Annotated in this window: 16 protein-coding genes; 10 read left to right on the plus strand and 6 right to left on the minus strand. The window is 63.1% G+C overall.

The genetic code is table 11. From position 1 onward, the window contains the following. Both P3T42_RS29930 and gspG read right to left on the minus strand, forming a co-directional pair. Nucleotides 1-591, minus strand: coding sequence for a GspH/FimT family pseudopilin (locus P3T42_RS29930; RefSeq protein WP_429308085.1), 591 nt, complete (start codon nucleotides 589-591; stop codon nucleotides 1-3). A gap of 43 nt (nucleotides 592-634) precedes the next feature. Beyond that, nucleotides 635-1099, minus strand: coding sequence for a type II secretion system major pseudopilin GspG (gene gspG, locus P3T42_RS29935; RefSeq protein ID WP_074301201.1), 465 nt, complete (start codon nucleotides 1097-1099; stop codon nucleotides 635-637). Nucleotides 1100-1329: 230 nt separating this feature from the next. Here gspG and P3T42_RS29940 point away from each other — a divergent pair, with 230 nt between their 5' ends. Next, a complete protein-coding gene (locus P3T42_RS29940) occupies nucleotides 1330-1752 on the plus strand; it encodes a type II secretion system protein N (RefSeq protein ID WP_253190237.1) in 423 nt (140 codons plus the stop codon). Nucleotides 1753-1865: 113 nt separating this feature from the next. Here P3T42_RS29940 and gspF read toward each other — a convergent pair whose 3' ends face one another. From gspF to gspD, 3 genes are read right to left on the minus strand one after another with little or no spacing between them, the layout of a single operon-like run. After that, the gene (gene gspF, locus P3T42_RS29945) at nucleotides 1866-3083 is read right to left on the minus strand and encodes a type II secretion system inner membrane protein GspF (RefSeq protein ID WP_074301202.1); all 1218 of its coding nucleotides are present in this window, start codon (nucleotides 3081-3083) and stop codon (nucleotides 1866-1868) included. Between the two features lie 4 nt (nucleotides 3084-3087). Continuing rightward, nucleotides 3088-4644: a type II secretion system ATPase GspE gene (gene gspE, locus P3T42_RS29950; RefSeq protein ID WP_074301203.1), complete on the minus strand. Its 1557-nt coding sequence runs from the start codon at nucleotides 4642-4644 to the stop codon at nucleotides 3088-3090. After that, on the minus strand, nucleotides 4641-6995 hold the full coding sequence (gene gspD, locus P3T42_RS29955) for a type II secretion system secretin GspD (RefSeq protein WP_429308086.1): 2355 nt from the start codon (nucleotides 6993-6995) through the stop codon (nucleotides 4641-4643). The genes gspE and gspD overlap by 4 nt, the downstream gene beginning before the upstream one ends. Before the next feature lie 523 nt (nucleotides 6996-7518). Here gspD and P3T42_RS29960 point away from each other — a divergent pair. Continuing rightward, a complete protein-coding gene (locus tag P3T42_RS29960; protein ID WP_074301205.1) occupies nucleotides 7519-7965 on the plus strand; it encodes a lytic transglycosylase domain-containing protein in 447 nt (148 codons plus the stop codon). Between the two features lie 149 nt (nucleotides 7966-8114). Further along, nucleotides 8115-9398: a GTP-binding protein gene (locus P3T42_RS29965; RefSeq protein WP_074301206.1), complete on the plus strand. Its 1284-nt coding sequence runs from the start codon at nucleotides 8115-8117 to the stop codon at nucleotides 9396-9398. Between the two features lie 147 nt (nucleotides 9399-9545). On the opposite strand, the gene P3T42_RS29970 is transcribed toward P3T42_RS29965, so the two are convergent. Further along, complete coding sequence (locus P3T42_RS29970) at nucleotides 9546-9824, minus strand: HU family DNA-binding protein (RefSeq protein ID WP_074262967.1); 279 nt, start codon at nucleotides 9822-9824, stop codon at nucleotides 9546-9548. 425 nt (nucleotides 9825-10249) lie between these two features. Here P3T42_RS29970 and mnmC point away from each other — a divergent pair, with 425 nt between their 5' ends. From mnmC to P3T42_RS30005, 7 genes are all read left to right on the plus strand, one after another. Beyond that, complete coding sequence (gene mnmC / locus P3T42_RS29975) at nucleotides 10250-12226, plus strand: bifunctional tRNA (5-methylaminomethyl-2-thiouridine)(34)-methyltransferase MnmD/FAD-dependent 5-carboxymethylaminomethyl-2-thiouridine(34) oxidoreductase MnmC (protein ID WP_429308087.1); 1977 nt, start codon at nucleotides 10250-10252, stop codon at nucleotides 12224-12226. A gap of 980 nt (nucleotides 12227-13206) precedes the next feature. Continuing rightward, a complete protein-coding gene (locus tag P3T42_RS29980; protein WP_074301207.1) occupies nucleotides 13207-14412 on the plus strand; it encodes a cation:proton antiporter in 1206 nt (401 codons plus the stop codon). Between the two features lie 105 nt (nucleotides 14413-14517). Next, a complete protein-coding gene (locus P3T42_RS29985; RefSeq protein ID WP_074301208.1) occupies nucleotides 14518-15633 on the plus strand; it encodes a YbdK family carboxylate-amine ligase in 1116 nt (371 codons plus the stop codon). A gap of 647 nt (nucleotides 15634-16280) precedes the next feature. Next, on the plus strand, nucleotides 16281-16919 hold the full coding sequence (locus P3T42_RS29990) for a MarR family winged helix-turn-helix transcriptional regulator (protein ID WP_074301209.1): 639 nt from the start codon (nucleotides 16281-16283) through the stop codon (nucleotides 16917-16919). 107 nt (nucleotides 16920-17026) lie between these two features. Further along, a complete protein-coding gene (locus tag P3T42_RS29995) occupies nucleotides 17027-17749 on the plus strand; it encodes a glutamine amidotransferase (protein ID WP_429308088.1) in 723 nt (240 codons plus the stop codon). 202 nt (nucleotides 17750-17951) lie between these two features. Beyond that, nucleotides 17952-19064 carry an NADH:flavin oxidoreductase/NADH oxidase gene (locus P3T42_RS30000; RefSeq protein ID WP_429308089.1) on the plus strand — a complete coding sequence of 371 codons (1113 nt, stop codon included), beginning with the start codon at nucleotides 17952-17954 and terminating at the stop codon, nucleotides 19062-19064. 220 nt (nucleotides 19065-19284) lie between these two features. Beyond that, complete coding sequence (locus P3T42_RS30005) at nucleotides 19285-19767, plus strand: SET domain-containing protein (protein ID WP_429308090.1); 483 nt, start codon at nucleotides 19285-19287, stop codon at nucleotides 19765-19767. Nucleotides 19768-19789 lie beyond the last annotated feature (22 nt).

The following is a 19789-nucleotide window of genomic DNA, read 5'->3' on the forward strand; positions in this document are numbered from 1 at the left end:
TCAACGTACCTCATAGCGGCCATTGCCCATGCCGACGATCCGCGCCGAACCCCCGGCGGAATACAGCGTGACCTGCACCGGCGCATCGATGCTCTCCGTGCCGAACACCACCCGCGACGGGTGCACCTCCGAACCCGGATAGTCGATCGTCACGCTCGTCACGCCACCCTCCCAGCGACGCGGCCCCAGCAGGTCGTCGCGCAGCGGACGCCAGCCGTCGTCGGTATGCATGTCGAAGCGAAAACCGCCGTCGAACGGCTGCCACGCGATAGGCCGTGCCCGCACCTGCGCTTCATCTCCCGCCGATTCGAACAGCAGCGCCAAACGTTGTGCCTCTTCGTTGAGGTCCGTGCGCGGATTGCGCGTCATCGCCACCGACGCCAGCGACACCAGCAGCCCGGCTATCACCAGCACCACCAGCATCTCCAGCAAGGTAAAGCCCATCTGCTTTCCCACACGCCGGCTGCCGTCGCACGTGAGCGCGACCGCTTGCCGCCGCGCGCCGTTGCCCACGACGCACGGCATCGGCATCGGCATCGGCACCGCATGAGCAACAGCGGCCACACGAGACTGGCTAGCGGACGACGACATGGTGCCGGCGTTAAGCGAGAGGGCGCGCAAAAAACTCAACCGGCTATTCCCACGAACCTATGTCGGCGTCGTTACCTTCGCCGCCCGGTTTGCCGTCGGCGCCGTAACTGAAGACGTCGATCTCACCGTGCACGCCCGGATTCAGATACTGGTACGCATTGCCCCACGGATCGTTCGGCAAACGCTCGAGATAACCGCCGTCCTTCCAGTTGTTCGGCACCGGATCCGTGGTCGGTTTTTCGACCAGCGCACGCAGCCCCTGGTCCTGGGTCGGATAGCGGCCGTTGTCGAGCCGGTACAGCTTCATGGCCTGCATGATCGTGCCGATGTCCTGCTTCGCGGCGACACGCCGTGCCTCATCCGGACGGCTCATGATCTTCGGGACGATCAACGCGGCCAGAATGCCGAGAATCGCGATCACCACCATGATTTCGATCAGCGTAAAGCCGCGTTGGCGACGGTTACCTGGACCCGCGATTGCTGCGCGGCGAGTGGTCCACATTTGCATAGCTTGCTACCTCATTTCAGGAAGATTGTCGTCTCTGGCGGGCGTCGCGCGGGCTCAAGCCAGTGCGCGATTTAACACGCCCGTTTTGTCATTTTAATGTCATGCACTTGAAGGGTTGTGAGAAAACGCCAGGTGGTCCCAAGTTCCTCGCCTCCCCTCGGGGAAACCCGGCGCGAGGCGCCGGATCAGGGGCACTTTCCCCCCACGCAAATTTCACAATACTCCGTACAATGATGCGCATGAACGCCATCCAAATCCGCCTTCTGTCGCTCGCGCTGTTCGCCGTGTTCTGCGCGACGCTTACCTACTGGCTCGTCACGCTCACCGCGCTGCGCGGCGAACCGTCGCCGGCTGCGGCCGTACGCGCGCCGGTCTCGGTCGAACAGGCCGCCACACTGTTCGGCGGCCAGCTCCAGCGCAGCGCCAACCAGGACGTGCGACTGTTCGGCATCCTCTCGCTCCAGGAAGGCGGCGCCGCCATCATCAGCGCGGGCGGCGAACCGGCGCGGGCCGTGTCGCTCGGCAGCGCCATCATGCAAGGCGCCAAGCTCTACGAAGTGCGCCCCCGTTCAATCATCATCGACCGCAACGGCGTCCGTTCCGAAGTGTTCCTGCCCACTAACCCGGCCGGCCCCACCATCTACGTGCGCTGAGCAGAAGCGCCGCGACTGCTCGTGAGGCCGCGGCGTCGCCATCGCATCGTTGAAGCGCGCGCCCTTCGTGGCCGCGCGCTGTCTCGACACTCAAGCGCCTGTTCACGCGCGCGTCATTGCACCAGGTTGTTCAACTCGATGATCGGCAGCATCACCGCCAGCACGATCACCAGCACCACACCGCCCATCGCCAGAATCAGCAACGGCTCCAGCAGGCTCGTCAGGAACATCGTGCGCCGTTCCAGTTCGTTGGCTTCGCCTTCGGCCGCGCGATCGAGCATCGTCGTCACGTCGCCGGTCGCTTCGCCCGAGCGGATCAAATGCACCAGCACCGGCGGAAACGTCTTCGTATTGCCCAACGCGCGCGATAACGACGTGCCTTCGCGCACCCGCACGATCGCATCGTCGATGTTGTCGCGCATCGCGCGGTTGCTCAGCGTTTCACTCGCTGCCTGCAGCGCGCGCAGAATCGGCACGCCGGCCGCCGTCAGAATACCGAGCGTGCTGGCAAAGCGCACCGTGTTATATCCGCGCACCAGCTTGCCGAGCAGCGGGGCGGTCAACAGCCAGCGGTCGAAGGCGAGACGCGGGCCGGGCTGCGCCAGAATCGACCTGACGATATACGCCAGCAGCGCGACCCCGATCAGCATCGCCCACCACCATTGCCTCACGAAGCCGGACAGCGCCATCATCATGATGGTGAGGAACGGCAGTTGCTGCTTGGTGCTCGCGAACACGTTGACGACCTGCGGCACCACATAGCTCAGCAGGAACGTGACGATGCCGAACGCGATGATCGTGACGATGGTCGGATACGTGAACGCCAGCACGATCTTCTGCTTGAGCGCGTTGCGCTGTTCGATGTAGTCGGCCAGACGCGAGAGCACGAGACCGAGCTTGCCGGTGTGTTCGCCCGCGGCAACCAGCGCGCGGTAGATCTCCGGAAAGTCTTTCGGATGCTGCTGCAGCGCGTTGGCGAGCGAATGACCGCCCAGCACCTCGGCACGAATCGACGCCATCAGTTCGCGGATGTAGTCGCGCTCCGACTGTTCGGTCAGCACCGAGAGCGCTTCGTCGAGCGGCAGGCCGGCAATCAGCAGGCTCGCCAGTTGGCGCGTGAGAATGGCCTGCTCGCGTTGCGACAGACGCCGCCCGAGCGAGAGCCGCTGATTGCGCTCGCCGCGCGTGCGGCTCGAGGCCGGTTCGACGACGAGCGGCGTCAGCCCCTGGCCACGCAGATGCGTGCGTGCACCGCGTGCACTGTCGGCGTCGAGCACGCCTTTTTGCGCCTTGCCGGTCGCGTCGATTGCTTCGAAACGAAATGCCGGCATGGACTTATGCTCCGCCCGTCACGCGGATCACTTCTTCGAGCGAAGTCAGCCCCGAGTCGAGCCAGCGGTCGGCGTCTTCGCGCAGCGTGCGCATGCCCTGGGCACGACCCGCGGTGAGGATCTCCGAATCCGCCGCATTGCGGTGAACCAGGGTGCGGATCTCATCGTCGATCAGCAGCAACTCGTACACGCCGCGTCGTCCTGCGTAGCCGGATTGGCCGCATTTGTCGCAACCGACCGGATGCCATTGCACGCGGCCGTCTGCGTCGGTCCGCTCTTCGCGGCACACCGGACACAATCTGCGGACCAGCCGCTGCGCCAGCACGCCCAGCAACGACGAAGCCAGCAGATAGGGTTCCACGCCCATATCCGTCAGACGCGTTACGGCCGATGCCGCATCGTTCGTGTGCAGCGTCGCCAGCACGAGGTGACCCGTGAGCGATGCCTGCACGGCGATCTGCGCCGTTTCGAGGTCGCGGATTTCACCGATCATGATGATGTCCGGGTCCTGCCGCAGGATCGAGCGCAGCGCCCGTGCGAAGGTCATGCCGATACGCTCGTTGACCTGCGTCTGGCCGATGCCCGACAGATCGTATTCGATCGGGTCTTCGACGGTCATGATGTTGCTCGTCGTGGTTTCGAGTCGCGACATCGACGCATACAGCGTGGTCGTTTTGCCCGAACCGGTCGGCCCGGTCACCAGCACGATGCCGTGCGGGCGCCCGATCAGCTTGTCGAATTTCACGAGCGTGTCCGCGCCCATGCCAAGCGCTTCGAGATTCAGCCGCGAGGCGTCCTTCTCGAGCAGACGCAGCACCGCGCGCTCGCCGTGTCCGGTCGGCAGGGTTGACACGCGTACGTCGACTGGCCGCCCGCCCACCCGCAGCGTGATCCGGCCATCCTGCGGCAAACGCTTTTCGGCGATGTCGAGCTGCGCCATGATCTTGATCCGCGAGATCAGTGCGCCGTGCAGCGCCTTCTTCGGCCGCACCACGTCGCGCAGCGTACCGTCCACGCGAAAGCGCACCACCGAGGCATTCTCGAACGGCTCGATGTGAATGTCCGACGCCTGTTCGCGCGCCGCCTGCGTGAGCAGCGCGTTGATCATGCGGATGATCGGCGCGTCGTCTTCCGATTCGAGCAGATCCTCGACCTCGGGAATCTCCTGCATCAGGCGCGAGAGATCGACTTCGCCTTCCACTTCACCGACCACCTGCGCCGCGCTGCCATCCTGGCGCGCATAGGCCTGGTTGATCGCGAGCGCGAGTTCGTCGGCCGGCAGACGCACGACGGAAAGCGCGCCGAAATTGCGCGCGACTTCGGCGAGCGCGGCATCGCTGGTGCGCTCGCTGATCCAGACTTCGAGGCCGTCGGCATGCTGGTGCGCCACCAGAATCTGACCGGCGCGCGCAAAGCCGTAAGGCACGAGACGCGCCGCGACCGCCGATGGCGCAATTCGCTCCGCCGCAGCCGCGGACGGCGACGCCGTCGCACCGGTCCGGCTCGCTGCCGACGACGCAGAACCTGACGGCGGCGTGGACGGCGTAGACGGCGTGCTCACGGCTGCGCTCCGGACGTGGTGTTAGCCGGTGCGACAGTGACCGGGTTGGTCTGCACAGCCGCGCCGTTCGTTGCCGGTACCGGCGAAGCGGTGGAGGGTCCAACGGTGACCGGATTGGTCTGAACCGCGCCACCGTTGGTCACGGGTACGGGAGAACTGGGCTTCTGCGGCGGCGCAGCCTGCTGACGACGCATCTGATCCAGATTGAACAGGTTCATCGCGGGCGAACCGCCCTCGGCCGGGCCGAGCGGCATCGGCGGCACCACCGGATCGTCCTTGTCCTTGATCAGGTTGTTATCCGACTTGTATGCGCCCTGCACGCCCTGGATGTAGTCGTAACGGTTCGACGTCACGGCCTGCGCGGTATCGCGATCATTGATGATCACCGGGCGCAGGAACACCATCAGGTTGGTCTTGACACGGCTCTTCGATTCCGAGCGGAACAGCTGGCCGATCCACGGAATGTCGCCGAGCAGCGGCACCTTGCTATTGCTGACCTGGTAGTTGTCCTGCATCAGGCCGCCCAGCACGATGATCTCGCCGTTATCGGCGAGCACGGTCGACTGGATCGAACGCTTGGTGAACTCCGGGCCGGCCGGGTTGGTCGTCGCGTTGGTCGTGCCGTTCACGATCGCCGAGTCTTCGGTGTAAAGCTGCAGCTTGAGAATGCCGCCGTCGGTGATCTGCGGCTTGACGTGCAGCGTCAGACCGACGTCGACGCGGTCGTAGGTATTGAACGCCGAGCTCGTGGTGCCGCTCGTGAGGTTCGAATACGAGCCCGTCTGGATCGGCACGTTGGTACCGACAACGATCTTGGCATCCTCGTTGTCGAGCGTGATGAGGTTAGGCGTCGACAGCACGTTCGCATCGGCAGTTTGCGAGAGCGCCTGCAGCAACGCGCCAAGGCCCTGTACGCCGAAAAGGTTGTGCACCCAGCCAATGTTGAGACCCTGCTGGAGATTGCCGGCCGCGAGCGCGCCCGCGAGACCGCCGGTCGTCCCGGCCGTCAGGTTGATGATGCTGTTGCCGGTGCCGGTCGCCAGGTTGGTGCCGGCCAGCAGCGCACCGCTCGCAACCTGCCACTGAATGCCGAGATTGGCGTTGGTGTTCGAGTTCAGCTCGACGATCAGCGCCTCGATATACACCTGCGCACGGCGCGCATCGAGCTGGTCGATCACGGCTCGCAGATTGCGGTACACGGGCTCGGCCGCCGTGATGATCAGCGAGTTGGTCGCCGCGTCCGCCTGGATCATGCCGCCCGGCTGGTTGTCGTCGCTGCTCTTGTCCTTGTCGCTGCCGATCGTGTCGCCGGAAGCGCCGCTCGAGCCCGACGCGCCCCCGCCGCCCAACGGCGACGACGTCGAGCTGCTGCCGAGTCCACCCGAAGGCAAGGGAGGCGTGCCCGAGGTGCCGGTCGAACCACTACCCGACGAGCCGTTCTGGTTGAACGAATTCGCGCTGTTCGAACCGCTCGACGAACCCGAGTCGCCGCCTTTGCCGAGCATCCCGCGCAGGGTCTTGGCGAGCGTCGTCGCATCCGCGTTGCGCAGCGGCACGACGTGCATGTTGCCGGGTATGGCGGTCGGCCCGTCGAGTTGCTTCGCCAGCTCCTTCGCCGCCGCGAGCCGCGCGCCGTTCGTCGCGCGAATCAGGAGCGAGTTGGTGCGCGGGTCCGCGGTGATCGACACCTTCAGCGTCGCATCGGTACTGCCGATCGCGCCGGGGTCGAGCATCTTGCTCAGTTGCGGAGCGATGTCGAGCGCATTCGCGTTCTTCAGCGGCACCACCACCACCGACTGACCCGCGGCCGTATCGACGCCCGCGATGATCTGCGCGATGCGCCGCACGTTGTCGGCGTAGTCGGTCACGACGATCGTATTGTTGGCGGGGTAGGCCGCCACCGTGTTGTTCGGCGAGATCAGCGGACGCAGCACCGGCAGCAGGTTATTCGCCGACTCGTTCCTGAGCTGGAACACCTGCGTGATGACCTGGTCGCCGCGCGCCACCGGCTCGTTGCCGACGTAGGTCGGCACGCCTTGCAGCTTCGCATCGGCCTCCGGCACCACCTTCAGCACGCCGTGATCCTGCACGAGCGCGAAGCCCTGCATCCGCAAGGCGGACTGCAAGGTCTTGAGCGCCTGGTCTTCGGGCACCGGGTTTTCGGAGACGAGATTCAGCTGACCCTTGACGCGCGGGTCCACGATGATGGTTTTGCCGGTTGCCGCGCCAATCGCCTTGGCCACCTGATCGATGTCGGCGTTGACGAAGTTGAGTGTCACCTGAGCGTGTGCGGTCTGCGCAGTGATCAGTCCAGCCACCAGCAGCGCCGTTGCGACGCGACGCAATGCCATACGATTTCTTCTCATGGATTTTGATGTCGATGCCGACCGCCGAAGCAATCGGCTGTCATGCGCAGCAAACATAGGTACGGTCCAGCGAACCCCTCGGTCCACACACACCCCCGCGGGCGCAGGCAACCCCGACAGCCTTCCGGCCTATGTCCGAAAAAAATGAACAGTAACAGTTTTTCATGTCGGATTTGTCACAAAAGAACGGCTCCGGTGCGATTACTCTAAATAGGCTCGCCGACTGTCAATATTTTGAAAGCTTAGGTAAGAACTCCAGAACCGGGGACCAGTTTGCGGCCTTCGCTTTTTGCGCGCTTATGTCGGGTAGCCAACTTGACGCTCATATGCCTGCCGGTATCATACGGGCCGATGACCCTGCCGGACGCAGGTCGCCGGCGCGGGTTTTCCCCGATGTCCGCCACGCGCTCGGTGTTGGCGGGTCTGGAGCGGTTCGCGGGCGCATCCTACCCCGAGCCCAGTGCCTTACCGAATCTTACTTTCGCCAATTACTTAGTCGTCTTGACCGATGAAACAGGCCCTTCTGACTGCCGTCGCGGTACTCGGAACGCTGCTCGCAGCGGGGCCGGCGCATGCCGACTGTTTCGACGAAGCGGCCCGCTATCAGAAGGTCAACCCGCTGATTCTGCGGGCCATTGCCTGGCAGGAATCGCACAACCGGCCCGACGCCCTGCATAAGAATGCGAACGGCTCGACCGACTACGGCTTGATGCAGATCAACTCGATCCATCTGCCCACGCTCGCTCAGTACGGCATCTCCAGCAACACCTTGATGGAGCCGTGCAAGAACGTCTATATCGCCGCCTGGCATCTGCGCCAGCAGATGAACAAGTATGGCAATACCTGGCAGGCGGTCGGCGCCTATCACTCGGAAACGCCGACTTTGCGCGACCAGTATGCGCAACAGATCGTCGCGATCCTGCAAAAGTGGAATCTGATCAAGACCGCTCGCTGAGGATTGGCCTCGCGGCCCCGGCGTCCGCCTGACGGGCGTTTGCGCGGGCGGCGCGGGTTTGATGCACAATGCGGCTTCGTGCTGCCGCGGTTTCAGCGTCTCGCTATGCGCCCGGTACGCCTCCTAATTCTCTCCGTTTCCGTACTGCGATGAACCAGCCGACTTTGCCCGTCACCGTGCTCTCCGGTTTTCTGGGCGCCGGCAAGACCACGCTCCTGAACCATATTCTGGCCAACCGCGCGGGCCTGCGCGTGGCCGTGATCGTCAACGATCTGGCCGCCGTCAACATCGATGCCACCCTCGTGCGCGATGCCGCGGCACTTTCCCATATGGAAGAGAAGCTGGTCGAGATGACCAACGGCTGCATCTGCTGCACGCTGCGCGACGACCTGTTGAGCGAGATTCGCCGCCTCGCGGCCGAACAGCGCTTCGATGCCATTCTGATCGAATCGACCGGCATCGCCGAGCCCATGCCGATCGCCGAAACCTTCACCTTCGTCGACGACGACGGCACCTCGCTCTCCGATGTGGCCCGCCTCGACACGATGGTGACGGTGGTCGATGCGTTCAACTTCCTGCGCGACTACGGTTCGGCCGACGCGCTCGCTGAACGCGGCATTGCCGCGAGCGAAGAGGACGATCGCACGCTCGTCGAACTGCTGATCGAACAGATTGAATTCTGCGACGTCCTCGTCGTGAACAAGGCGGATCTCGTCAGCGCGGACGATCTCACGCGTCTGCAACGCATCCTCGCGCGCATCAATCCGCGTGCGGTGCAGGTCGTGAGCCGCTTCGGCGTCGTGCCGCTCGACGAGGTGCTCGACACCAACCGCTTCGATTTCGACGAAGCGTCGAGCGCGCCCGGCTGGCTCGCGTCGCTGCATCACGAGCACGATCACAGCGGTGAGGCGGACGAATTCGGCATCGGCAATTTCGTGTATCGCGCGCGCCGGCCGTTTCATCCGGAACGCCTGTGGACACTCCTGCATCAAGAATGGCAGGGCGTGCTGCGCAGCAAGGGCTTCTTCTGGCTCGCGACGCGCAATGACATTGCCGGCTCGCTATCGCAAGCGGGCGGTGCTTGCCGGCATGGTCCGGCAGGGATGTGGTGGGCTGCCCAGGCGCGCAGCGAATGGCCCGATGGCGACGACGAGCTCGCCGCGGAAATCGCCGCCGACTGGTATGGCGACGCCAACGACTTCAGCATCGGCGACCGTCGTCAGGAACTGGTGATGATCGGCGTGGGCATCGAGCCTGCCGTGTGGCAAGCGAAGTTCGATGCCTGCCTGTTGAGCGACGCCGAATACGCCCTAGGACCGCAAGGCTGGCTGCAATTTAACGATCCGTTCCCGGCATGGGACTTCGAATCGGAAGACGATCATGATCACGACCACGATCATGGCAACGGCGAAATCATCCATCACCATCACTGATTGGCGCGGCATCCGTTGGGTTGATTGCTTATTGTGACGCGCGCTTGCCGCGCACCCAAAACGCGCATGCGCAGCAGCGCGCGACAAAAAACGCGGGCGAAAAAAAACCCGCCTGAGGCGGGTGTCAACCACGCAGCACGAGGGTGCTTAGCGCTTGTTGACTGCGTCCTTGAACGCCTTGCCAGCCGTGAACTTGACGGTCTTGGCGGCCGGGATCTTGATGGTTTCGCCAGTCTTCGGGTTGCGGCCCGTACGTGCTGCGCGCTTGCCCGAGCCAAAGCTACCAAAACCGATCAACTGGACCGCATCACCCTTCGACACAGCCTTCTTGATCACTTCGAGCAACGTGTCCAGCGTTTCGCCGGTTTGAGCCTTGCTGGCGCCCGTCTGACCTGCGACGGCGTCGATCAGTTCCTGTTTGTTCATTAAGGTTCCTTTCTGGTTTAGGTTGACACGAACAGCGCGAACGCGCCGATTATACGTGCGCGCGCCGCGCCGTCGAGCAGCTACGGCTCCGGAGCACTCCGGACAAACACGTCGGGCAGGTTTCTGAACGACGGCCGTGCTGCCGCTTCCCTTCGCGGCGCTTGCTATGATAGCGCAGCGCAAACCCAATCTGGACAAGGGTTTCGAAGAAATACAAGGTTGTTTGCCTCGCCCAGTCAGGAAATTACCATTTTTGTTATTCCTGGAATCGAAACAGCCGCCCAACCAGGGCTTTACATGAGGCTGGCGTTGGTTTTTGCCAACGTTCCAGGCTGCGTTTAGCCCGTGGCGGCCCGTTGCACGACGGCCGGCGCGCCCCGTCCAGCAACGGCTTGACCCGCTCGTCCATCGATTTTCTGCTCCGCATGACCGAACCGCTGATCCCCGCCATCCTGGCGTTTCGCGACAACGGCACGCCGTTCTCGCCGCGCCACGACGACATCTATCACAGCGCCGTGGGTGGTCTCGCCCAGGCGCAATACGTCTTCCTGCAAGGCAACGGCCTGCCTGAGCGCTGGCAGGGCAGGCGCGTTTTCACCGTGCTCGAGACCGGCTTCGGCATGGGCATCAACTTCCTGATGACGTGGGCCGCATGGCGCGCGGATCCCGCACGCTGCGAGCGGCTGCATTTCGTCTCGACAGAAAAACACCCGTTTACAAGGGACGATCTGCTGAGCGCGTATGCCGCGACGGTTGCGGACGCATCGATTGCCGGCCTCGGCCAGACACTCGCCGAGGCGTGGCCGATGCTTGTCCCCGGTTCGCACCGACTCGAATTCGAAGGCGGCCGTGTCACGCTGACACTCGTCTTCGGCGACGCCGCCGAGACGTTGCCGACACTCTGGCTGCGCGCCGACGCGTTCTATCTGGACGGTTTTGCACCGGCGAAAAATCCGGAACTGTGGACGCCGGCCATCTTCAAGACGCTCGCGCGCCTCGCGGGCGACGACGCCACGTTTTCGACCTACACCAGCGCCGGCGACGTCAAACGCGCCCTCACGCAAAGCGGCTTCGAATACCGCAAGGTGGAAGGCTTCGGCTGGAAACGCGCCATGCTGATGGGCCGCTTCGCACCGCGCTGGCGGGTGCGCCGGCACGAGCCGCCTGCGCCGCTCGCGGTGCAGGCGCGGCACGCTGTGGTGATCGGAACCGGGCTTGCCGGTTGCGCGGTGATCGAGCGGCTCGCGGCGCGCGGTTGGCGCGTGACATCGCTCGAACGGCATGCTGCGCTCGCGCGCGATGCGTCGGGGAATCCAGCGGGTGTGTTTCATCCGATGCTGTGGCGCGACGACGGTGTCGCTTCACGCATCACACGTGCTGGCTTTCTGTATGCATTGCGACGCTGGACAATGCTCGAGGAGGCTGGACATCGCCTCGTACGCGGTTCGGAAGGACTCCTACAACTTGCGTCAACCGAAGAGGAGTCCAACATGATGGCCGCTGCGTTGGCCAGCTTCGGCTATCCGTCTGAATACGTGACACTGCTTGAGCGTGCCGAAGCAGAGAGGATTGCGAAATTACCGCTCGCGCAGGGCGGCTGGCTGTTTCCGCACGGCGGCTGGATCGATCCGGCCACGCTCTGCGCGGCACAGTGCGCGGCGGCCGGCGAACGGCTCGAACGGCGCTTCGGTGTCGAAGCGGCGCGCGTCGAACGTATGGGCGACGAATGGAACGTATTCGACGCCGAAGGACACCTGCTTGCACGGGCGAGCGCGGTGATTTTTGCCAACGCGCATGAGGCCGCACGCGTCGCCGGCTTGCGCTATGCACCCACGCGCAGCGTACGCGGTCAGTTGACACTGCTGCCGGCCGGCAGCGTGCCGTCGCTTGCATCGCTCCCGTTGCCCGTGATCGGCGATGGCTACGCCGTGCCACTTCCCGACGGCGTCACGCTAACCGGCGCCACCTACGATATCGACGACCCGGAGCGCGCCGTGCAAACCGCTGGGCACGTCGAAAACCTGCAACGCCTCGCACAGATGCTGCCCACGCTAGCCGGCACCCTCGACGCGCAGGACGCCGCCTCGCTGCCGGGCCGCGTCGCGTTTCGCTGCGTGACGAGCGATCGTCTGCCGATGATCGGCGCACTCGCCGACGAAGCCGCCGCCATCCACGACAGCGAACGCTTGCGCGGCGCATGGCCGCTCGATCTGCCGCGCACAGACGGTCTGTATGGCGCCTTCGCATACGGCTCACGCGGTCTCGTATGGGCCACGTTGGGCGCGGAGCTGATCGCTTCGCAAATCGAAGGCGAACCGTGGCCTATCCAGCGCGACCTGGCCGAGGATCTCGACCCGGCCCGCTTTCTATTACGCGCATTACGCCAGGGCACGGCTCGCTGACCTTCGCGGCAGACTCGTCACACCCTCCCATCCCCTCCTGCCAAACCAAAAGTTATCCACGGCATGCTGTGGATAACCTAGCTGATTGCGGGCGTAACTCATGTGGACCGGATGTGGACGTAAACGGGGTAACTTCGTCGCGTGCCAAAACCGCCAAAAGTTACCCACCAGTCCTGGCCGCAGCCGCACATTCTGTGCAGCCGGTTGTGCGTTCGGTAAGGCACTGATACCGCTAGGTAAACCAGAGTTATCCACAGAAATGGGCGACACTTGTTAACTGCTACTACGTATACATACGAGTAAACCAATAAACAGAAAGGCCGTCGCGCAACGACGCTGATCGACGCAGCAAACGTCCCATTCAAGAGACCTCCTTGACGCCCGGCAACAATAAAAAATCCCTGGCGATGCATTCGCAGCATGCCCATAGCGAATCCATCAACCGGTCGATTTTTCTTGTTCTTCGGCGAAACGGGCGCATTTTTACCGCTTCGCGTCCGCATTCGAGCGTTTCCGATCGAGCCGGAAAACCTATGGCACAATCGCCGTTCTTTCCGCGTCATGCCTTTCGACAAACGGCAGACGCACTCATGGAACGGTGCCGGTCCATCAGACTCTGATTCAAGTCGACGGCGTTCTTTTCACCCGTGCCGGGACCCATCGCTGGAGCAGCCCGTGCTGCTGCAGCACACCCGGGTTCACTGCCTGCAGGTTGGCAGGTCCGGCGCGTTCAGATTTCACCCGATCGTTGACGATTCGCAACGCTGGTCGGCACAAAGCAAACGCAGCCATCAAGACATTGCGCGTTGACGGGCTTGCCGGTGTTCCGCCGGTTCGTGTCGCTTGCCGTTGCTGATAGCAACTATGCATGGGACCGGAGTAAGCGCTAAAGCGCTAACTCTGGTCGACCGCAGATACTGCATGGGACCAGAGTAAGCGCTGAAGCGCTAACTCTGGTCGACAAAGGAGAACCTCCCACGATGAAGTCGGCGTTTTCATTCTTCCCTGGCTGGCCGCTTTCACCTGATGCCATTTTTTGGGCAGGGCTGGCGCTGCTCGCCGCCGGTCTGTGCGGCGAACTTTGCTATCGCGCCTGGCGGCTGCCACGTATTTCCGGTTATGCCGTGATCGGCCTGGTGGCCGGCGCGGCCGGTTTCGGCGTGATCGATTCGGTGTCGGCGAAAGCGGCGCGGCCGCTGCTCGATGTCGCGCTCGGCCTGTTGCTGTTCGAACTCGGCAGCCGGCTCGACCTGCGCTGGATCCGGCGCAACCCCTGGTTGATCCTGTCGAGCATCGCCGAGTCGACGCTGACGTTCGTGCTCGTCTTGCCGGTGCTGTTGTTCCTGCATGTGCCAACTATCGTTGCCCTCGTACTCTCCGCCATCGCCATGGCCACCTCGCCCGCGATGGTGATCCAGTTGAAAACGGAATTGCGCGCGGAAGGCCAGGTCACGCAACGTCTGCTCACACTGACTGCGCTCAACAGCATGTACGCGGTGGTGGTCGAAAAACTCGTGTCGGGCTGGTTGCATCAGGAAGCCTACGGCAACGTGTTCGCCACCATCCTGCAGCCGCTTTATTTGCTGATCGGATCGCTGGTGCTCGCGTTCGCGCTCGCCCGCACCTGCATCTTTTTCTATCGCCGCATGAACATGCAGGACGAGCATTCGTTCGTCGCGCTCTTCGGCCTCGTGCTGCTGGCCATCGCGATTGCGCATCTGTTCAAGCTCTCGACGATTCTCAGCCTGCTCGCCGCCGGCATCATCGTGAAAAACATGGAAGCGCGGCCGCAATTGTGGCCGCAGCACTTCGGCACGGCCGGCTGGCTGCTCACCGTGATTCTGTTCGTGCTCACGCTGACTTCGTTCGAATGGAAGGACATCGGTATCGGCGGACTGGCTGCGCTGGGACTGATCGTTGCGCGGCTCGTCGGCAAACTCGTCGGTGTGCTGGCGTTTGCGAAACCGAGCGGATTGAACTGGAAGCAGGGGGTGGCGCTCGGCCTCTCGCTTTCGCCGATGTCGGCGCTCGCGTATCTGCTGGTCGACGATACCTACACGCTGTATCCGAATCTGGATCCGAGCCTGCGCGCGATCATGATGTGCTCGATCGTGGTCCTGCAGATTGTCGGGCCCTGGCTGGTCTATCGTTCGCTCGCGTTGGCCGGCGAACGGCGCGAAGAATAGTTGCGGAGAACGGAAGAAAACGCGCTTTCGCGCCGCACATACTTTCGACATTGAAAACGGCGGGACCGGCAGCGCCAGTCCCGTCGACTTGAATCAGGGGACGCCATGTCACTCGAACGCTTCGTCGATTCGCAACCGTTCACCTTCGGTATCGAACTCGAGATGCAGATCGTCAACACCCATGACTATGATCTGACCAAAGCCGCCTCCGATCTGCTGCGGCTCATCAAGGATGAAAAGATCCCCGGCAACATTACGCCGGAGATTACGGAAAGCATGATCGAACTGTCGACCGGCATCTGCACCTCGCACGAGCAGGCGCTGGCCGATCTGCGCACGATTCGCGACACGCTGGTGTCGGCGGCGGACCACCTGAACGTGGGCTTGTGCGGCGGCGGCACGCACGCATTCCAGCAATGGAGCGACCGGCAGATTGTCGATACGCCGCGCTTTCAGTACCTCTCGGAGCTGTACGGCTACCTCGCCAAGCAGTTCACGGTGTTCGGCCAGCACGTGCATATCGGCTGTCCGGATTCGGACAGCGCGCTGTACCTGCTGCATTCCATGTCGCGTTTCATCCCGCACTTCATCGCGCTGTCGGCGTCGTCGCCGTTCGTGCAAGGGGTGGACACCGGCTTTCATTCGGCGCGTCTGAATTCGGTGTTCGCCTTCCCACTCTCCGGGCGCGCGCCGTTCATGCTGACCTGGGACAGCTTCGAGGAATACTTTTCGAAGATGGTTCACACGGGTGTCGTGAACAGCATGAAAGATTTCTACTGGGACATTCGTCCGAAGCCGGGCTTCGGGACCATCGAAGTGCGCGTGATGGATACGCCGCTGTCGGTCGACCGCGCGGCGGCGATTGCCTGCTACATCCAGACGCTGGCGCGTCATCTGTTGCTCGATAAACCGTTGACGCCGCGGGAAGACGACTACCTCGTCTACACCTTCAACCGTTTCGAAGCCTGCCGCTTCGGACTGGCCGGCACCTGTATCGATCCGCAGACGGGCGAGCGCAAGACGATTTCAGAAGACATCCTCGAAACGCTCGAACGCATCGCGCCGCATGCCGACGCATTGGGTTCGGGGAAGGCGCTGGCGGAAGTGGCGTCGATCGCACGTGGTCAGGTCAACGATGCAACCTGGCTGCGGACCGTTTTTGAACATGAAAAGTCGTTGCACGAAGCGGTGCGGCAGCAGTGTCTGCAGTGGCGTGCGTGACGACGGGGTAGACGTGAAGGTTTGGAAAGAAGGCCGGTGGATCCGGCTGGAACCCGCAGAAAACAGATTTTTGCGGGTTTTTTTTCGTGATCCTGATTCCAGCTCGGGCTTCCTTAGAGGTTTCCAAAGTTTACGTATACAAACGTAGTAGTAGTTAACAAGCATTGCATCAGCCTGTGGACAACTGAATAATTCCTTGCAAAGTCAAAGCGATGCGTCAATGATAACCATGCTGTTCGGGCGCGCGTCCCGGCCGGGAAGTACGGATAACTTCGGCGGCGGCGAAGGGCTCAAAAGGCTTGTCAAGAATCGATGCACAGCCAGTCCCGGGCGTTTTCCCGTGGTTATCCACAGGGTTCGGTGAATAAGTTAGCTGTACGATTCGCCGCTCTCGCATAGAATGTCGTTTTCGCAGCTTCGATCACGTTGCTCTGCTGGCCGGCTTGGTGGTCGGCAGAGGGTCGAAGATGGCAAAAAAGTGTTGTAGTAGGGTGCGCCAGAAATGGCGTGCGTGGCGGTACATTTTCGAGATAGTAGATTCAGTCCGTCCGTGGTTCGGGCGAGGCTGCCCCCATACAGGCTGCCGGCGTGTTTGGCACCCGACGGCCAGCTAACAGCGACATGCTGTCAATAACCAACGAAAGATTATGAGCGAAGGCGTATACGGAGAGCAGGCAACCGGGCGAGTTACCCACAGCCTATTGCGACTGAGCACGGCCATGCGAAGCCAGGCATGGGAGTGGGCCGAAGGCGCGGGTTTGACGCCCACTCAAGGCGAGATCCTGGTGTTGCTGATGCAACGCAAGGGTCCGATGCGCCTGGGCGAAATCGCACGTGAGACGGCGTTGACCGCCGCGACCACGAGCGATGCGGTCAGCACCCTGGAAAGCAAGGGGCTGGTCGAAAAGCGCCGTGCCCTCGACGACGGCCGCGCCCTCGCGGTGCGTCTGACGGCGCGTGGCCGTACGGCAGCCAAGCGCGCGGCGCAATGGCCGGACTTCCTCTCCAAGGCGGTGGGTACGCTGCGCGAGGACGAACAGGCATTGTTCTACCGCACGCTGCTGAAGACGGTTCATCAGCTCGAAACGCAGGAAGACATTCCGCCGCACCGCATGTGTCTGACCTGCGTGCATTTCGAGCCGAGCAAGAATGCGAAGAAGACACCGCATCAATGCAAGCTGCTCCATCTGAAGATGTCGGACACGGACGTGCGTCTCGACTGCTCGGTGTACGAAGCTGCTGACGCTGCGACCCAGAAGAAGACCTGGAAGATCTACGCGCAGTAACGCGGGTCCGCCACACTGCGAAGCCGGTCATCGGCAGCCGCTCCATGCGGCCTGCCTGACCGGCGTTGCGTCGTATTGTTTTGTCCAACTGATGATGGGATCTGCGGATGATTCACGAAGTTCTGGCCATTCGCCATGTCCACTTCGAAGATCTGGGCAGTCTCGAGCTGGTGCTGGGCGAGCGTAGCCGGCCAGTACGCTACCTCGATGTCGGGTTAGGCCGCATCGAGGCGCCGGACCCTGTCGCGCCTTCGCTGATGGTGGTGCTGGGCGGGCCGATCAGTGCCGGCGACGACGCGCATTACCCGACGCTCGTACCGCTTTTGTCGATGCTCGAAAAGCGCATCGCAGCTGGTCTGCCTACGCTTGGCATCTGCCTTGGCGCGCAACTGATAGCGCGGGCGCTCGGCGCCCGGGTCTACCCGGCAGGCCACACGGAACTCGGCTGGACCCCGCTCACGCTGACCGACGCCGGACGCGCGTCGCCGCTTCGTCATCTGGACGGGGCGCTTACCTCCATGCTGCATTGGCACGGCGACACCTTCGACTTGCCGGCCGGTGCGACTCATCTTGCTTCGACTCCCGCTTGCCGGAACCAGGCGTTCGCGTGGGGCCAGCACGTGCTGGGTTTGCAATGCCACCCGGAAATCCGCGCTGACCGCTTCGAGCCCTGGCTGATCGGTAACGCTGGAGAAATCGTGGCTGAAGGCATCGACGTGCGCCAACTGCGCGCCGAGACCGCCCGTTTCGGCCCCGGCCTCGAAGAAGCGGCGCGGCGGATGTTCGGCGAATGGCTCGACCAGGTCGAGCAGGGCACTGCGAAACCGTAAGCCATCAGCCGTTAGCCATCAGCCGAAAACGGCACGCGCTAACCGTACGCACTGCCAGGCGCAGTTGCGCCGGACTTCTTCACTTCACAGATGCGTGGCAGGCCAGGGCGCATCCTGGCCGACTGCGATGCGCCCCTGTCCAGCAGCGAATCACACGCGGTGCTATGCTCGTTCGCTCCTCCGCTTCCCTTGGGCGTAATCCATGAGCGCGCTTTTTTCTCCGCTCACGCTGCGTAGCGTGACGCTTGCCAATCGCATTGTCGTGTCGCCGATGTGTCAGTATTCCGCCGAGCGCGGCGAAGCCACCGCATGGCACATGATCCACCTGGGTGGCCTGGCGTTATCGGGCGCGGGCCTGCTCTCCATCGAGGCGACCGCGGTCGAACCCGACGGCCGCATCACCCCCGGCGATCTGGGCCTGTGGGACGACGTCACCGAAGCCGCACTCGTGCCGGTGCTGGCCGCGATCCGCAAACATGCTTCGATTCCGGTGGCGATGCAGCTCTCGCATGCGGGCCGCAAGGCGTCGAGCCATACGCCATGGGATGGCGGTCAGCTGATTCCGGTCGCCGAGGGCGGCTGGTTGCCGCATGCGCCGTCCGCGCTGCCGCACAAGGCCGGCGAAGAGCCGCCGCTGGCACTCGATACCGCCGGCCTCAACCGGATTCGCGAGGCGTTCGCAGCGTCGGCGCGGCGTGCCGCGCGGCTCGGTATCGACGCGCTCGAAGTCCACGCGGCACACGGTTACCTGCTGCATCAGTTCCTCTCGCCGATTGCCAATCAGCGCACTGACGAATACGGCGGCTCGCGCGAAAACCGCATGCGCTTTCCGCTGGAGATCTTCGATATCGTGCGCGCCGCGTTTCCGGCCGACAAACCGGTGGGCGTGCGCGTGTCGGCGACCGACTGGGTCGAAGGCGGCTGGAGCCTCGACGATACGATTGCCTTCGCGCAGGAGTTGAAAAAGCGCGGCTGCGACTGGATCGATGTGTCGTCCGGCGGTGTTTCGCCGTTGCAAAAGATCCCGCTCGAGCCTGGCTACCAGGTGCCGTTCGCACGCGCGGTGAAGCAGGCGACGGGGCTCACGACAATTGCCGTGGGTCTCATCACCGATCCGCTGCACGCCGATCAACTGATCGAAGAGGGGGACGCCGACCTCATCGCGTTGGCTCGCGGACTGCTCTACAACCCACGCTGGCCGTGGCACGCCGCCGCGCAACTGGGCGCGACGGTGGAGGCGCCGCCGCAGTACTGGCGCTCGCAACCGCGCGATCAAAAGGCACTGTTCGGCGATATTTCGTTCGGACAGCGTTAGGTCTGCGACGCGCGGAACACGCTGATACCGGTTTGACGGTTGAAGGAAGCCATATCAAGCGTGTACGATGCCGGATGTGACGCACGTGCGTTGCAAGTCGACGCGGCGCCCGCAAGGCGCCGCGTTTGCTATTCGAGTCAGAAAATCCGGCCGCCAGCATGCAGCCGGTGCTGACGACAGTCCAGATGTTCATCCCCAGTTCTTCACAAGGATTCATTCAATGAGTTCACGCAGGATCGTCGTGCGCCGTTCGGGAGTGCATGGCAAAGGCGTGTTTGCCCTCGAACCGATTGCGGCCGGCGAGCGCCTGATCGAATACAAGGGCGAGCGGATCTCGTGGAAGGAAGCTTTGCGACGTCATCCACACAATCCGAAAGAACCGAATCACACGTTTTACTTCGCGCTGGATGACGGCGGGGTGATCGACGGCAAAGTGGACGGCAACAGCGCTCGCTGGATCAACCATTCGTGCGCGCCGAATTGCGAAGCGGAAGAGATCGACGGGCACGTTTACGTGCACGCGCTGCGCGATATCGCGGCTGACGAAGAACTGTTCTACGACTACGGCCTCGTGATCGACGCGCGCCAGACCAAGAAACTGCAGAAGGAATACGAGTGCCGGTGCGGCGCGCGCAAATGCCGCGGCACGATGCTGGCGCCGCCGGAAAAGGACGGCAAGAAGGCCAAGAAGAAAAAGAAGTGAGGTGCGGGCTGCGTAAGCGCAG

The sequence above is a fragment of the Paraburkholderia sp. GAS38 genome (assembly GCF_050434965.1).
Classification (GTDB): Bacteria; Pseudomonadota; Gammaproteobacteria; order Burkholderiales; family Burkholderiaceae; genus Paraburkholderia; species Paraburkholderia phenazinium_A.

Excerpts from the sequence above, each read along its gene's own strand:
- P3T42_RS29970 (WP_074262967.1), bottom strand. The coding sequence starts at position 9,824 with ATGAACAAACAGGAACTGATCGACGCCGTCGCAGGTCAGACGGGCGCC.
- gspG (WP_074301201.1), bottom strand. The coding sequence starts at position 1,099 with ATGCAAATGTGGACCACTCGCCGCGCAGCAATCGCGGGTCCAGGTAAC.
- P3T42_RS29985 (WP_074301208.1), top strand. The coding sequence starts at position 14,518 with ATGTCACTCGAACGCTTCGTCGATTCGCAACCGTTCACCTTCGGTATC.
- mnmC (WP_429308087.1), top strand. The coding sequence starts at position 10,250 with ATGACCGAACCGCTGATCCCCGCCATCCTGGCGTTTCGCGACAACGGC.
- P3T42_RS29965 (WP_074301206.1), top strand. The coding sequence starts at position 8,115 with ATGAACCAGCCGACTTTGCCCGTCACCGTGCTCTCCGGTTTTCTGGGC.
- P3T42_RS29990 (WP_074301209.1), top strand. The coding sequence starts at position 16,281 with ATGAGCGAAGGCGTATACGGAGAGCAGGCAACCGGGCGAGTTACCCAC.
- P3T42_RS29940 (WP_253190237.1), top strand. The coding sequence starts at position 1,330 with ATGATGCGCATGAACGCCATCCAAATCCGCCTTCTGTCGCTCGCGCTG.
- P3T42_RS29995 (WP_429308088.1), top strand. The coding sequence starts at position 17,027 with ATGATTCACGAAGTTCTGGCCATTCGCCATGTCCACTTCGAAGATCTG.
- P3T42_RS29980 (WP_074301207.1), top strand. The coding sequence starts at position 13,207 with ATGAAGTCGGCGTTTTCATTCTTCCCTGGCTGGCCGCTTTCACCTGAT.
- gspF (WP_074301202.1), bottom strand. The coding sequence starts at position 3,083 with ATGCCGGCATTTCGTTTCGAAGCAATCGACGCGACCGGCAAGGCGCAA.
- P3T42_RS30005 (WP_429308090.1), top strand. The coding sequence starts at position 19,285 with ATGAGTTCACGCAGGATCGTCGTGCGCCGTTCGGGAGTGCATGGCAAA.
- P3T42_RS30000 (WP_429308089.1), top strand. The coding sequence starts at position 17,952 with ATGAGCGCGCTTTTTTCTCCGCTCACGCTGCGTAGCGTGACGCTTGCC.
- P3T42_RS29930 (WP_429308085.1), bottom strand. The coding sequence starts at position 591 with ATGTCGTCGTCCGCTAGCCAGTCTCGTGTGGCCGCTGTTGCTCATGCG.
- gspD (WP_429308086.1), bottom strand. The coding sequence starts at position 6,995 with ATGGCATTGCGTCGCGTCGCAACGGCGCTGCTGGTGGCTGGACTGATC.
- P3T42_RS29960 (WP_074301205.1), top strand. The coding sequence starts at position 7,519 with ATGAAACAGGCCCTTCTGACTGCCGTCGCGGTACTCGGAACGCTGCTC.